Origin of the sequence: Enterobacter sp. NFIX58, from assembly GCF_900110475.1 — a bacterium.
Classification (GTDB): Bacteria; Pseudomonadota; Gammaproteobacteria; order Enterobacterales; family Enterobacteriaceae; genus Enterobacter; species Enterobacter quasiroggenkampii.
Genome location: NZ_FODW01000004.1, coordinates 370,469 through 383,968, shown reverse-complemented (window position 1 = coordinate 383,968; position 13,500 = coordinate 370,469). Strand labels below are relative to the sequence as shown.

13 protein-coding genes and 1 riboswitch are annotated in these 13,500 nt (G+C 55.8%); of the genes, 9 read left to right on the top strand and 4 right to left on the bottom strand.

Going from position 1 to position 13,500, the window contains the following annotated elements; all coding sequences use genetic code 11:
• Window positions 1-2 precede the first annotated feature (2 nt).
• Window positions 3-965 (bottom strand): transcriptional regulator LeuO, encoded by a 963-nt coding sequence (leuO, locus tag BMW97_RS18130; RefSeq protein ID WP_275430302.1) that lies wholly within the window; start codon window positions 963-965, stop codon window positions 3-5.
• A gap of 587 nt (window positions 966-1,552) precedes the next feature.
• Between leuO and leuL the strand changes: the two genes are divergently transcribed.
• The 5 genes from leuL (at window position 1,553) to leuD (ending at window position 6,412) form a co-directional block, all read left to right on the top strand.
• Window positions 1,553-1,639, top strand: coding sequence for a leu operon leader peptide (gene leuL / locus BMW97_RS24450; RefSeq protein WP_071530973.1), 87 nt, complete (start codon window positions 1,553-1,555; stop codon window positions 1,637-1,639).
• Between the two features lie 91 nt (window positions 1,640-1,730).
• A complete protein-coding gene (gene leuA / locus BMW97_RS18125) occupies window positions 1,731-3,302 on the top strand; it encodes a 2-isopropylmalate synthase (protein WP_008501997.1) in 1,572 nt (523 codons plus the stop codon).
• Window positions 3,302-4,393, top strand: coding sequence for a 3-isopropylmalate dehydrogenase (gene leuB / locus BMW97_RS18120; protein WP_024907450.1), 1,092 nt, complete (start codon window positions 3,302-3,304; stop codon window positions 4,391-4,393). Before leuA ends, leuB begins: the two co-directional genes overlap by 1 nt.
• 2 nt (window positions 4,394-4,395) lie before the next feature.
• Window positions 4,396-5,796, top strand: coding sequence for a 3-isopropylmalate dehydratase large subunit (gene leuC / locus BMW97_RS18115; RefSeq protein WP_008501999.1), 1,401 nt, complete (start codon window positions 4,396-4,398; stop codon window positions 5,794-5,796).
• A gap of 10 nt (window positions 5,797-5,806) precedes the next feature.
• Window positions 5,807-6,412 carry a 3-isopropylmalate dehydratase small subunit gene (gene leuD / locus BMW97_RS18110; protein WP_023616037.1) on the top strand — a complete coding sequence of 202 codons (606 nt, stop codon included), beginning with the start codon at window positions 5,807-5,809 and terminating at the stop codon, window positions 6,410-6,412.
• Between the two features lie 91 nt (window positions 6,413-6,503).
• On the opposite strand, the gene BMW97_RS18105 is transcribed toward leuD, so the two are convergent.
• The 3 genes from BMW97_RS18105 to sgrT form a co-directional block, all read right to left on the bottom strand.
• The gene (locus BMW97_RS18105; protein WP_045907789.1) at window positions 6,504-6,656 is read right to left on the bottom strand and encodes a Hok/Gef family protein; all 153 of its coding nucleotides are present in this window, start codon (window positions 6,654-6,656) and stop codon (window positions 6,504-6,506) included.
• 216 nt (window positions 6,657-6,872) lie between these two features.
• Complete coding sequence (locus BMW97_RS18100) at window positions 6,873-8,051, bottom strand: sugar efflux transporter (RefSeq protein ID WP_045907788.1); 1,179 nt, start codon at window positions 8,049-8,051, stop codon at window positions 6,873-6,875.
• Between the two features lie 120 nt (window positions 8,052-8,171).
• A complete protein-coding gene (gene sgrT, locus BMW97_RS18095) occupies window positions 8,172-8,324 on the bottom strand; it encodes a glucose uptake inhibitor SgrT (protein ID WP_045907787.1) in 153 nt (50 codons plus the stop codon).
• Between the two features lie 88 nt (window positions 8,325-8,412).
• Here sgrT and sgrR point away from each other — a divergent pair, with 88 nt between their 5' ends.
• The 4 genes from sgrR (at window position 8,413) to thiQ (ending at window position 13,488) form a co-directional block, all read left to right on the top strand.
• Window positions 8,413-10,068, top strand: coding sequence for an HTH-type transcriptional regulator SgrR (sgrR, locus tag BMW97_RS18090; RefSeq protein WP_045907786.1), 1,656 nt, complete (start codon window positions 8,413-8,415; stop codon window positions 10,066-10,068).
• Between the two features lie 36 nt (window positions 10,069-10,104).
• A riboswitch (TPP riboswitch) is annotated at window positions 10,105-10,205 on the top strand.
• Window positions 10,206-10,236: 31 nt separating this feature from the next.
• Window positions 10,237-11,220 carry a thiamine ABC transporter substrate binding subunit gene (gene thiB / locus BMW97_RS18085; protein WP_023345430.1) on the top strand — a complete coding sequence of 328 codons (984 nt, stop codon included), beginning with the start codon at window positions 10,237-10,239 and terminating at the stop codon, window positions 11,218-11,220.
• Entirely contained in the window at window positions 11,196-12,806 is a 1,611-nt protein-coding gene (thiP, locus tag BMW97_RS18080) for a thiamine/thiamine pyrophosphate ABC transporter permease ThiP (RefSeq protein WP_045907785.1), read from the top strand. The genes thiB and thiP overlap by 25 nt, the downstream gene beginning before the upstream one ends.
• Window positions 12,790-13,488 (top strand): thiamine ABC transporter ATP-binding protein ThiQ, encoded by a 699-nt coding sequence (thiQ, locus tag BMW97_RS18075; RefSeq protein WP_045907784.1) that lies wholly within the window; start codon window positions 12,790-12,792, stop codon window positions 13,486-13,488. Before thiP ends, thiQ begins: the two co-directional genes overlap by 17 nt.
• Window positions 13,489-13,500 lie beyond the last annotated feature (12 nt).

The window sequence follows — 13,500 nt, the reverse complement described above, 5'->3', positions numbered from 1 at the left end:
GTTTACCGGCGGCAGATACCGACCAGCAACTCCTCCATCCACTGGTGCCCTTTATCCCTTCCGGCCGCTTCATGCCAGGAGAGATAGCAGGTTCGGCTATTTAATTTAAGCGGCAGAGGCAAAATTTGCAGATTTAACGGGTCAGAAAACTCTTCTGCCAGCCAGCGCGGTGCAATCGCCACCAGATGTGTTTGGGAGACAACGTTTAATACGCTGACCATAGCCATCCCCTGATAAGCCACGCTCGCCTGCTTATCCGCAGAGTCATACCATGGCAGGCTAAAGGAAGCATATCTGTCGAGGGCAACAACGGCATGCTGCTCGTTATAGACATCATTTTCGCGTAGTGGATATTTCAGCCGGGGATGATTTTTACTGGCCACCAGAACCATTTCATCTTTAAACAGCGGTACGCAGGAAAATTCAGGACGACGGAACTCTTCATACCCCAGGACGAATTCAATCTCCTGATAGCGTAACTGATGCTCTGTACTTTGGTTCAGGGATGATTTAAAAACCAGATGGATATTTGGCGCGATCTCTTCGACTTTATTATAGATAATCGAGGTTAAATAATTATCTAATGGACTGCAGACACACAGATGAAATGTGCGCTCGCTGCTTAAAGGTTCAAAGCCCGATCCCGGCAGCTCGTTTTGTACCAGCTGCAACGCCTGACGGATTGAGCCGAACAGCTGGAATGCACGCGCAGTAGGCTGGATCCCTCTTCCGTAACGAACAAACAATTCGTCGTTAAACATGACCTTAAGCCTGGCAACGGCGTTACTCACAGCAGGTTGTGACATCCCCAACGCCTGGGCCGCGCGGGTGATATTCTGTTCCTGCATGACAGCATCAAACACCGTCAGAAGATTAAGATCCACCGTGCGTAACTGCGGTTTAATCCCATCAGTAGCTTGAGGTTGTTTAATATTATTTTCTGACACTTCTGACTCCACTGTCACGCTACACTCCCTTTGCTCACGTACGGTAATAATCTCGAAAAATATGATTTATCATGCAAATACGATCAGCGAAAGAGAATTATTTAAAATTCAGAATATATAAAGACGCTATACAAACGAAAAGAAAATAGCGCAAATGATATGTTTGACTTTAGGATTTAAATGAAACCATAAACCAAGCAAATACACAATGACCGCCAGATTAATGATGACTTAAGTATTATTAAACTGTTATCGCCACCGCTCATCAGTTAGTTAATAACATGTTACCCCTGTTCATTTTTTAGCGACGCGCAATAGATTCACCGTAATTATAACTTAATGATAGTAAACCCCTTTATGTACAGAATACTCTCTGTAACGCGCGTCACTCATTTTAAACAATTATATTTATTTATTTCTGCAACTGTTTTCTTCAGTCCAAAATTAGACAATTAGTCGGCTCGCAAAAGCCAAAACCAGCACAATTAGCTAAAGTAAAATCCTACCCGTTCCGCCCGTCGGGTCCGTTTTTATCGTCAGGGGTTGACATCAACTGCCGTATCCAGTACCACTAAAAGCATATTGAATTTAACGGAGCACGATTCATGATTCGCACCATTCGTTTCACCGGTCTACTACTACTAAACGCATCCACTGTGCGCGGTAGACTGGCGGGCGAAATTCAGCGTTGAATCGTCACCAGTAAGACTAAAAACCCGCGCCACTGCGCGGGTTTTTTTATGCTCGTAGCAAGGCGCCCTAAGACTGACAAGGACCTAACCCATGAGCCAGCAAGTCATTATTTTCGATACTACTTTACGTGACGGTGAACAGGCATTACAGGCAAGCCTGAGTGTAAAAGAGAAACTGCAGATCGCGCTGGCTCTCGAACGTATGGGTGTCGACGTGATGGAGGTGGGTTTCCCGGTCTCGTCTCCGGGTGATTTCGAATCCGTCCAGACCATCGCCCGCACCATTAAAAACAGCCGCGTATGTGGTCTGGCGCGCTGTGTGGAAAAAGATATCGACGTTGCAGCCGAGTCGCTGAAAGTGGCCGAAGCGTTCCGTATCCACACCTTTATTGCCACCTCGCCCATGCACATCGCCACCAAGCTGCGCAGCACGCTGGATGAGGTGATTGAGCGCGCGGTGTATATGGTGAAACGCGCACGCAACTACACCGATGACGTTGAATTCTCCTGTGAAGATGCAGGCCGTACGCCAATCGACGATTTGGCGCGCGTCGTGGAAGCTGCCATTAACGCGGGTGCCAAAACCATCAACATCCCTGACACCGTCGGCTACACCATGCCGTTTGAGTTCGCCAACATCATCACCGGCCTGTATGACCGCGTTCCGAACATTGATAAAGCGATTATCTCCGTCCACACCCACGATGATTTGGGTCTGGCCGTGGGCAATGCTATCGCCGCCGTCCACGCTGGCGCGCGTCAGGTAGAAGGCGCGATGAACGGTATCGGTGAACGTGCGGGCAACTGTTCGCTGGAAGAAGTGATCATGGCGATCAAAGTGCGCAAAGACATCATGGACGTGCACACCCGCATCAATCACAACGAGATCTGGCGCACCAGCCAGACCGTCAGCCAGATTTGCAACATGCCTATTCCGGCCAACAAAGCGATTGTCGGCACTGGCGCCTTCGCGCACTCCTCCGGTATTCATCAGGATGGCGTGCTGAAGAACCGTGAAAACTACGAAATTATGACCCCGGAATCCATCGGCCTGAACCAGGTCCAGTTGAACCTGACCTCCCGTTCCGGACGTGCGGCAGTGAAGCACCGCATGGAAGAGATGGGCTATAAGGACAGCGATTACAACATGGATCAACTGTATGACGCGTTCCTGAAGCTGGCCGACAAAAAAGGGCAGGTGTTCGACTATGACCTGGAAGCGCTGGCCTTTATTAACAAACAGCAGGAAGAGCCAGAGCACTTCCGTCTGGATTACTTCAACGTGCAGTCCGGATCCAGCGACATCGCCACCGCCTCGGTCAAGCTGGCCTGCGGAGATGAAATTAAAGCAGAGGCAGCTAACGGTAATGGACCTGTCGATGCGATTTACCAGGCCATCAACCGCGTTACCGAGTACGACGTTGAGCTGGTCAAATATGACCTGACGGCCAAGGGCCATGGCAAAGATGCACTGGGCCAGGTCGACATTGTTGTGACCCACAATGGCCGCCGCTTCCATGGCGTGGGTCTGGCGACCGATATCGTTGAATCCTCCGCGAAAGCGATGGTGCATGTGCTGAATAACATCTGGCGCGCCGCCGAAGTCGAAAAAGAGTTGCAACGCAAAGCTCAGAATAAAGAGAACAACAAGGAAACCGTGTAATGTCGAAGAATTACCATATTGCTGTGTTACCGGGCGACGGTATTGGCCCGGAAGTGATGGCACAGGCGCTGAAAGTACTGGAAGCCGTTCGCACGCGTTTTGCGATGAAAATCACCACCAGCCACTACGATGTGGGCGGTATTGCGATTGATAACCACGGTACGCCACTGCCAAAAGCGACCGTGGAAGGCTGTGAAAATGCCGATGCCGTGCTGTTTGGTTCCGTCGGTGGTCCAAAATGGGAACACCTGCCGCCAGCAGAGCAGCCAGAGCGCGGCGCGCTGCTGCCGCTGCGTAAACATTTCAAACTGTTCAGTAACCTGCGTCCGGCGAAGCTGTACCAGGGTCTGGAAGAGTTTTGCCCGCTGCGCGCCGATATCGCCGCTAACGGTTTCGACATTCTGTGCGTACGTGAACTGACCGGTGGGATCTATTTCGGTCAGCCAAAGGGGCGCGAAGGCAGCGGTCAGCATGAAAAAGCGTTCGATACCGAGGTGTATCACCGCTTCGAAATTGAACGTATCGCCCATATCGCGTTTGAGTCGGCGCGCAAACGCCGCCATAAGGTGACCTCGATTGATAAAGCGAACGTGCTGCAGTCTTCCATTCTGTGGCGCGAGATCGTCAGCGAAGTCGCTAAACAGTACCCGGACGTTGCGCTGTCGCACATGTACATCGACAACGCGACCATGCAGCTGATTAAGGATCCGTCCCAGTTTGACGTGCTGCTGTGCTCCAACCTGTTCGGCGATATTCTCTCTGACGAGTGCGCGATGATCACCGGCTCGATGGGCATGCTGCCATCCGCCAGCCTGAATGAAGAAGGCTTCGGCCTGTACGAGCCTGCGGGCGGCTCCGCACCGGATATCGCCGGCAAAAACATCGCTAACCCGATTGCGCAGATCCTCTCTCTGGCCCTGCTGCTGCGCTACAGCCTGGATGCAGGCGATGCAGCAACCGCAATTGAAAACGCCATTAACCGGGCGTTAGAAGAAGGCGTTCGTACCGGTGATTTAGCACGCGGCACGGCGGCAGTCAGTACCGATGAAATGGGCGACATTATTGCCCGCTATGTCGCTGAAGGGGTGTAATCATGGCTAAGACGTTATATGAAAAGTTGTTTGATGCGCACGTTGTCTACGAAGCACCAAACGAAACCCCACTGCTGTATATCGACAGACATCTGGTACACGAGGTGACCTCTCCTCAGGCATTTGACGGCCTGCGCGCGCATAAGCGTCCGGTGCGCCAGCCGGGTAAAACCTTCGCGACGATGGATCACAACGTTTCCACCCAGACTAAAGACATTAACGCCTCGGGTGAGATGGCGCGTATCCAGATGCAGGAGCTGATTAAGAACTGCAATGAATTTGGCGTTGAGCTGTACGACCTGAACCATCCGTATCAGGGCATCGTCCACGTGATGGGCCCTGAGCAGGGGATTACCCTGCCGGGCATGACCATCGTCTGCGGTGACTCGCATACCGCAACCCACGGCGCGTTTGGCGCCCTGGCGTTCGGGATTGGCACTTCCGAGGTGGAACACGTGCTGGCGACGCAGACCCTGAAGCAGGGTCGCGCCAAAACGATGAAGATTGAAGTGAAGGGCAAAGCGGCACCTGGCATTACCGCGAAAGACATCGTGCTGGCGATTATCGGTAAAACCGGCAGCGCAGGCGGTACCGGCCACGTCGTTGAGTTCTGCGGCGATGCTATTCAGGCGCTGAGCATGGAGGGTCGCATGACCCTGTGCAACATGGCCATTGAGATGGGTGCCAAAGCCGGGCTGGTCGCGCCAGATGAAACGACCTTTAACTATGTGAAGGGCCGTCTGCACGCGCCGAAAGGGCAGGATTTTGACGACGCGGTAGCGTACTGGAAAACCCTGAAAACCGACGACGGGGCAACGTTTGATACCGTTGTCACGCTGCAGGCAGAAGAGATTGCCCCTCAGGTGACCTGGGGGACCAACCCGGGTCAGGTGATTTCCGTCAACGACGCCATTCCCGATCCGGCTTCCTTCGCCGATCCGGTCGAGCGCGCCAGTGCGGAAAAAGCGCTGGCCTATATGGGGCTGAAGCCCGGCGTGCCGTTGACCGACGTGACCATTGATAAGGTGTTTATCGGCTCCTGCACCAACTCCCGTATCGAAGATTTGCGTGCAGCGGCAGAGATCGCCAAAGGCCGTAAAGTCGCGCCGGGCGTGCAGGCGCTGGTGGTTCCAGGCTCCGGTCCGGTGAAAGCCCAGGCGGAAGCCGAAGGTCTGGATAAGATCTTTATCGAAGCAGGCTTCGAGTGGCGCCTGCCAGGCTGTTCCATGTGTCTGGCCATGAACAACGATCGCCTGAATCCGGGTGAGCGCTGTGCCTCCACCAGCAACCGTAACTTTGAAGGCCGTCAGGGCCGCGGTGGGCGCACCCATCTGGTCAGCCCGGCAATGGCCGCCGCTGCGGCAGTCACCGGCCATTTCGCCGACATTCGCAGCCTGAAATAAGGAGACAATCATGGCAGAGAAATTTACCCAACATACAGGCCGGGTTGTCCCCCTGGACGCCGCGAACGTCGATACTGACGCCATTATTCCTAAGCAGTTTTTGCAGAAGGTGACGCGTACCGGTTTTGGCGCGCACCTGTTCAACGACTGGCGTTTCCTGGACGACAAAGGCGAAGTGCCTAATCCGGAATTCGTTCTGAACTTCCCGGAATACAAAGGTGCCTCCATTTTGCTGGCGCGGGAAAACTTTGGCTGCGGCTCGTCGCGTGAGCATGCGCCCTGGGCGTTGACCGACTACGGCTTTAAGGTGGTTATTGCTCCCAGCTTCGCGGATATCTTCTACGGCAACAGCTTCAACAACCAGCTGCTGCCGGTGACGCTGAGCGATGAGCAGGTCGATGAATTGTTTGCGCTGGTTAAGGCCAATCCGGGCATGTCGTTTGAAGTGGATCTGGAAGCGGAAGTGGTGAAAGCCGGGGATAAGACCTACAGCTTCAGCATTGATGCGTTCCGCCGTCACTGCATGCTGAACGGTCTGGACAGCATTGGTTTGACGCTGCAGCACGAAGACGCCATCTCAGCGTATGAGAAAAAACAGCCTGCGTTTATGGGCTAAAGGCAATGGCCCGCGAAATGCGGGCCATTGATAAGGGTGCGTTGAGGCTCAACCACTCTGGAGAGGCGGGGAAACTTCCCCGCCCATACCGCTAACGTTTTGCTTCGTAAGCCAACACTGCCGCCATTTCTGTTTTCTCCTGTCTGAAATGCAATTCACACAACGAATCACGGACCATCCAGGTGAAGATCAACAACGTCGTACAGATCAGAAATAAACCTAACAGCAGAGTACGTTTTGGCATTCCAGCCTCCTTATTGCTTTTCGGCAATGAAGAGACTAACCTCGCAATGTTGGTTGTGAAGTTGGTCTCCCCATCAATCTTTTGATGTGGGACTCTCCACTGTTTGCCTCTTGCGAAAGCCTGAGGCAAACAGCCTCAAGCACCCGCCACGCACTCTATTCCCCTTCGCGATCTCTGTCAGAATGTCGTTCCAATTTGTGAAGCCGTCTTCCAGAATCAGACGTCTTTTACCCGGCAGGTCAGCAGGAGCGTCACGACGGATATCGCCGCAATCATCCAGTAAACCGACGTATGGCCATAGCTTTGCGCCAGCGCGCCCTGGATCACACCGGCCAGAATCACCCCGGTTGAAATACTGTTCGTAAAGAGCGTCGTGGCCGATCCCGCGCGTCCGGGCATCAGATCCTGAAACCAGAGCATGCCGATTCCGGCGACGATCCCAATGAACACAGCATTAAACAGCTGCAGCGCCAGCAGCGCTTCGCGCGAGTGGAATAAGATCAGCCCAAGATAAAACAACACCCCGGCTGCAACCGCAACCACCATCATTTTGCGTTTACCGAAACGCTTTACGTAATATCCCGCCAGAATCATTGCCGGAATTTCCAGCCCGGCAGCGGTCCCCATTAAGATCCCCGCAAGCTTGTCCGGTAAGCCCAGATCGCTGCTGATCCACAGCGGCATGTCGATGATGTACATGGTGTTGCAGGTCCACATCAGCGTGGAGGCAATAAACAGCATACGGACGTTCTTGTCCTGCCAGCCGCTCACCTGGGTGAGCGGTTTATCCGTTGTCTGTTCGACGCGCGCCACGGACGGCAGCGCGAAGGCTATCAGCGCCAGGCTGATGACAAAAATCCCGGCCGCGATGGTGAACATGGTGGTAAAGCCGTAGTTCAACGCCAGCATAAAGGCCAGCGGCGGACCAATGACCCACGCCAGCGAGAGCTGGGCACGCATCACCGAGCTGAACATCACCACTTCCCGTGCCGAGCTATCCGCATATTCCCGCGCCAGGGCAAACAGCTGCGGCATGGCGGTATTCGCCAGCGACGCCAGCAGCACGCCGCAGGTAATGAGCGTCAGGTAATGACGGTTAAAAGCAAAGAGCAGCGCGTTACCCACGGCCATGGCGCAGCAAAAGAGGATCAGCTTGCGGCGATCGCCCTGGCTGTCCGATCGTTTCGCCAGCGCGAGGCTGACCAGGATCCCGGCAATCGCGTTGACGGTATAAAACAACCCCACCCAAAACGGCTGCGCCCCCACCTCGCGGCTGAGAAACAGGCTCAGCGTCGGCGCCTGCAGCGCCCCCGCCACGCCCATCATAAAGGCCACCAGCATAAAAGCGGCATACACGCCGTTCAGGCGTCGCCCCATCGTCATCAACCACAGCATGCGCAAGTCCTTGTGAAAGCGAATCGAAATTGGGTGAAAGAATAAACGAAAAAAGCCAGCAAAAACATTTTGCTGGCGGGTGATAAGCACCAATACTCAGTCACACATGATCGAGGCGAGTCAGCGAGAAGAGGCCGGTTTCGTAACGTCCCACTGCATCAGTTCTTCTAACATTTTCAGCCGTTGCTCTGCACACTGGCGGGCCAGCCAGGACGATCCTTTTGTCGCTGAAAAGTACTGCTGATAAAACTGACGTGCGGTAGACCTCTTCATCATTTACCTCCTCGCTTCATCGGGAAGCATTATTGGCCTAATATAGGGATTAATAAATTGCTGGTTTTTTGTCAGGAGTTCCCCTTTTATGCCTTCCGGTCGTCTGCAGCAACAATTTATCCGCCTCTGGCAGTGCTGCGAGGGGCAATCGCAGGAAACGACGCTCAACGAGCTGGCCGACCTGCTTAGCTGTTCCCGGCGTCATATGCGTACGTTGCTCAATACCATGCAGCAGCAGGGCTGGTTAAGCTGGGAAGCGGAAGCAGGACGCGGGAAACGCTCGCGACTGACCTTTCTCTACACCGGGCTGGCATTGCAGCAGCAGCGTGCAGAAGACCTGCTCGAGCAGGACCGCATCGATCAGCTGGTCCAGCTGGTGGGCGACAAAGCCGCCGTGCGCCAGATGCTGGTTTCCCATCTCGGACGCAGTTTTCGTCAGGGCCGACACATTCTGCGGGTGCTCTACTATCGGCCAATGAAAAATCTGTTGCCCGGCACGGCGTTACGGCGCTCTGAAACCCATATGGCCCGGCAAATCTTCAGCGGCCTGACGCGAATAAATGAGGAAAACGGGGAACTGGAGGCGGATATCGCGCACCACTGGCAGCAGCTTTCCCCGCGCCACTGGCGCTTTTTCTTACGCCCTGGCATCCACTTTCACCACGGTCGCGAGCTGGAGATGCACGACGTCATCGCCTCTCTGGAACGCGCCCGCAGGCTGCCGCTCTACTCGCATATATCGCGCATCCACTCCCCCACGGCCTGGACGCTGGATATTGAGCTGTCGCAGCAGGACAAGTGGCTTCCCTGGCTGCTGGGCTATGTACCGTCGATGATTTTGCCCGGCGAGTGGGAGTCGATGAACAATTTTGCCAGCCTGCCAATTGGCACCGGCCCCTACGCCGTGTCCCGCAATAACAGCAATCAGCTGAAAATCCGCGCGTTCGATGACTACTTTGGCTATCGGGCGCTGATCGACGAAGTGAACGTGTGGGTATTGCCGGATCTCAATGAAGACCTGAGCTGCGGGCTGACGCTGGAAGGCCCCACCACGGGAGAAAAGGCCGTGGAGAGCCGCCTGGAGGAGGGATGCTACTATCTTCTCTTTGACCGCCGCACCCACCGCGGAGCAAACCAGGATGTCCGGAAGTGGATCAGCCACGTGTTGTCCCCTTCCAATCTGATCTACCATGCGGAAGCGCAGTACCAGACATACTGGTTCCCGGCGTACGGCCTGCTTCCGCGCTGGCACCACGCCCGCCCGTCGCACTGCGACAAACCCGCAGGGCTGGAGTCCATCACCCTGACCTACTACCGCGAGCATGTTGAGCATCGTTTTATCGCGAGGATCATGACCCGCCTGCTGGCAGCCGAGGGGGTCAGGCTGGACATCAGGGAAGTGGACTATGACGAATGGCATCAGGGGGAGATCGCCAGCGATATCTGGCTCAACAGCGCCAACTTTACCCTGCCGCTCGATTTTTCCCTTTTCTCGCATTTGTATGAAGTCCCGCTGATCCAGCACTGCATCGACCGTGACTGGCAGCAGGATGCCGCCCTGTGGCGTGCGGGCGAGATGAATCTTGCCGTGTGGTGCCAGCAGCTGCTGGCCGAGCAGGCCATCGTCCCGTTAATCCACCACTGGCTGATGATTCAGGGCCAGCGCAGCATGCGCGGCCTGCGGATGAACACCCTGGGCTGGTTTGATTTCAAATCCGCCTGGTTTGCGCCCCCGGAGCCATAACGCTTTCGTAATATTCACCAAATCATTACAATAGCGCCGTTCTCAACGGGGTGCTGCATCACAGATGTGCGCTGAGATAATACCCGTCGAACCTGATCCGGATAACGCCGGCGAAGGGATTTGAGGCTGTCGCTCAAAATCCTTTGCCACTCAACCCTGAGGTGCAAAGTGTTAAAAAAAGTTCTCCCCCTGCTGGCGCTGTTCGCGCTGCCCGCTTTAGCTAAACCCGTCCTGACGGTCTACACCTACGACTCTTTCTCTGCCGACTGGGGCCCTGGCCCGGTTGTCAAAAAAGCTTTTGAAGCTGACTGCAACTGCGAGCTGAAGTTCGTGGCGCTGGAAGATGGCGTTTCACTGCTCAACCGTCTGCGCATGGAAGGGAAAAACAGCAAGGCTGACGTGGTGCTCGGTCTGGATAACAACCTGCTGGAGGCCGCCTCGCAGACCAAACTGTTTGCCAAAAGCGGCGTCGCAGCAGAGGCCGTTAACGTGCCTGGCGGCTGGAAGAACGACACCTTTGTGCCGTTCGACTACGGCTACTTTGCTTTTGTTTACGACAAAAACAAGCTGAAAAACCCGCCGAAGAGCCTGAAAGAGCTGGTGGAAAGCGACCAGAAGTGGCGCGTGATTTATGAAGATCCCCGGACCAGCACGCCGGGCCTGGGTCTGCTGCTGTGGATGCAGAAAGTCTACGGCGATAAGGCGCCGGAAGCGTGGCAGAAGCTGGCTGCCAAAACCGTGACCGTGACCAAAGGCTGGAGCGAGGCCTATGGCCTGTTCCTGAAAGGCGAAAGCGACCTGGTGCTGAGCTACACCACCTCCCCGGCTTACCACATTATCGCCGAGAAGAAAGATAACTATGCTGCCGCAGATTTTGCGGAAGGGCACTATCTGCAGGTGGAAGTCGCCGCGCGTACCGCTGCCAGCAAACAGCCTGAGCTGGCCGAGAAGTTCCTGAAGTTTATGGTTTCGCCGGCATTCCAGAATGCCATTCCCGCAGGCAACTGGATGTATCCGGTCACCAGCGTTGCGCTGCCTGCAGGTTTTGAACAGTTGACCAAACCGAAAACCTCGCTGGAGTTTACGCCGCAGCAGGTCGCCGCGCAGCGTGCCGCATGGGTAAGTGAATGGCAACGCGCCGTCAGCCGCTAATTCCCGGCTGGTTGCTTCCCGGACTGCTCGCCGCCGTCGTAATGGTGGCAGTCAGTCTGGGGGCTTTTCTTGCGCTGTGGTTTAACGCGCCGGAGAGCGACCTGCTCGCTCTCTGGCACGACAGCTACCTGTGGCACGTCATTCGGTTCTCTTTCTGGCAGGCGTTTCTTTCTGCCCTGATGTCGGTGCTCCCGGCGATTTTTCTTGCACGCGCACTGTATCGGCGGCGTTTCCCCGGCAGGCAGGCTCTGCTGCGCCTGTGCGCCATGACGCTGATCCTGCCCGTGCTGGTGGCGGTATTTGGCATTCTGAGCGTTTACGGTCGCCAGGGGTGGCTGGCTTCGCTGTTCGGCCAGCTTGGTCTGGAATGGTCATTCTCGCCTTACGGACTGCAGGGCATCCTGCTGGCACACGTCTTTTTCAATATGCCGATGGCAACGCGCCTCTTTTTGCAGGCGCTGGAGAACATTCCCGGCGAACAGCGCCAGATTGCCGCCCAGCTCGGCATGCGCGGCGCGTCGTTCTTCCGCTTTGTCGAATGGCCGTGGCTGCGCCGCCAGCTCCCGCCCGTAGCGGCATTAATCTTCATGCTCTGCTTTGCCAGCTTTGCCACCGTGCTGTCACTTGGCGGCGGGCCGCAGGCCACCACCATTGAGCTGGCGATTTACCAGGCGCTGAGTTACGACTACGATCCCGGTCGCGCCGCACTGCTGGCGATAGTCCAGATGGCGTGCTGCCTTGCACTGGTGCTGTTGAGCCAGCGGCTGAGTAAAGCCATTCCCGCTGGCAGTCATCAAATAACCGGCTGGCGCGATCCGCAGGACAGCCTGCACAGCCGCGTCAGTGATGTTATCCTGATCGGGCTGGCGCTCCTGCTGCTGTTGCCGCCGCTGCTGGCCGTTATCGTTGACGGACTGAACCTCAATCTCATGTCTGTTCTGCAACAGCCCGTCCTCTGGCAGGCCACCTGGACCTCGCTGCGTATCGCGCTGGCTGCCGGATTACTGTGCGTCATCCTGACCATGATGCTGTTGTGGAGCAGCCGTGAGCTTTACGCCCGCCAGGCGCAAAAAGCCGGACAAATGCTGGAGCTGACGGGCATGCTGATTCTGGCGATGCCGGGGATCGTGCTGGCGACGGGCTTCTTTTTACTGTTCAACAGCACCATCGGCCTGCCCGAAAGGGCCGACGGCATTGTGATCTTTACCAACGCCTTAATGGCCATCCCTTACGCGCTCAAGGTGCTGGAAAACCCGATGCGCGACGTCAACAGCCGCTACAGTTTGCTGTGCCAGTCGCTGGGCATGCAGGGCTGGCAGCGGCTGAAGGTGGTTGAACTGCGCGCGCTAAAGCGTCCGCTGGCACAGGCGCTGGCGTTTGCCTGCGTGCTCTCTATTGGAGACTTTGGGGTCGTGGCGCTGTTCGGCAATGACGATTTCCGCACGCTGCCATACTGGCTCTATCAGCAAATCGGCTCTTACCGCAGTCAGGACGGCGCGGTCACCGCGCTGTTACTGCTGCTGCTGTGCTTTGCCTTATTTACCGTTATCGAAAAACTTCCGGGACGTGATGCTAAAACTGACTGATGTAACCTGGCTTTATCAGCATCTGCCGATGCGCTTCACGCTCTCCGTGCGCCAGGGAGAGATGATCGCCGTGCTTGGCCCAAGCGGTGCCGGGAAAAGCACCTTGCTCAATTTGATCGCCGGTTTTCTGCAACCCGCCAGCGGGTCGATAGCCATCGATAATCGTGATTTCACCAGCGCCCCTCCGGCTAAACGTCCTGTCTCAATGCTGTTTCAGGAAAACAACCTGTTTACCCACCTGACGGTGCGGCAAAACATCGCGCTGGGAATGCACCCGGGACTCAGGCTGAACGATGATCAGCGCCATAAGCTGGAGGTCATTGCCGCGCAGATGGGGATCGCCGGGTTTATCGACAGGCTGCCGGGCGAGCTTTCCGGCGGGCAGCGTCAGCGCGTGGCGCTGGCACGTTGTCTGGTGCGCGAACAGCCGATACTACTGCTGGATGAGCCGTTCTCGGCGCTCGATCCCGCGCTGCGTCAGGAGATGCTGGCCCTGGTGCAGGAGGTCTGTCAGCGCCAGCAGCTGACGATGCTGATGGTTTCACACAGTATCGAGGATGCCGCACGGATTGCGCCGCGATCGGTGGTGATCGCGGAGGGACGCATTTTGTGGGATGGAGCAACAGAAGCATTAATGAGCGGAAAAGAAAGCGCTTCTGGATTATTGGGTATAAAACCGTAGGCCGGGCAAACG

Excerpts from the sequence above, each read along its gene's own strand:
- thiQ (WP_045907784.1), top strand. The coding sequence starts at position 12,790 with ATGCTAAAACTGACTGATGTAACCTGGCTTTATCAGCATCTGCCGATG.
- sgrT (WP_045907787.1), bottom strand. The coding sequence starts at position 8,324 with ATGAAGAGGTCTACCGCACGTCAGTTTTATCAGCAGTACTTTTCAGCG.
- leuA (WP_008501997.1), top strand. The coding sequence starts at position 1,731 with ATGAGCCAGCAAGTCATTATTTTCGATACTACTTTACGTGACGGTGAA.
- leuC (WP_008501999.1), top strand. The coding sequence starts at position 4,396 with ATGGCTAAGACGTTATATGAAAAGTTGTTTGATGCGCACGTTGTCTAC.
- BMW97_RS18105 (WP_045907789.1), bottom strand. The coding sequence starts at position 6,656 with ATGCCAAAACGTACTCTGCTGTTAGGTTTATTTCTGATCTGTACGACG.
- leuB (WP_024907450.1), top strand. The coding sequence starts at position 3,302 with ATGTCGAAGAATTACCATATTGCTGTGTTACCGGGCGACGGTATTGGC.
- thiP (WP_045907785.1), top strand. The coding sequence starts at position 11,196 with ATGGCAACGCGCCGTCAGCCGCTAATTCCCGGCTGGTTGCTTCCCGGA.
- leuD (WP_023616037.1), top strand. The coding sequence starts at position 5,807 with ATGGCAGAGAAATTTACCCAACATACAGGCCGGGTTGTCCCCCTGGAC.
- BMW97_RS18100 (WP_045907788.1), bottom strand. The coding sequence starts at position 8,051 with ATGCTGTGGTTGATGACGATGGGGCGACGCCTGAACGGCGTGTATGCC.
- sgrR (WP_045907786.1), top strand. The coding sequence starts at position 8,413 with ATGCCTTCCGGTCGTCTGCAGCAACAATTTATCCGCCTCTGGCAGTGC.
- leuL (WP_071530973.1), top strand. The coding sequence starts at position 1,553 with ATGATTCGCACCATTCGTTTCACCGGTCTACTACTACTAAACGCATCC.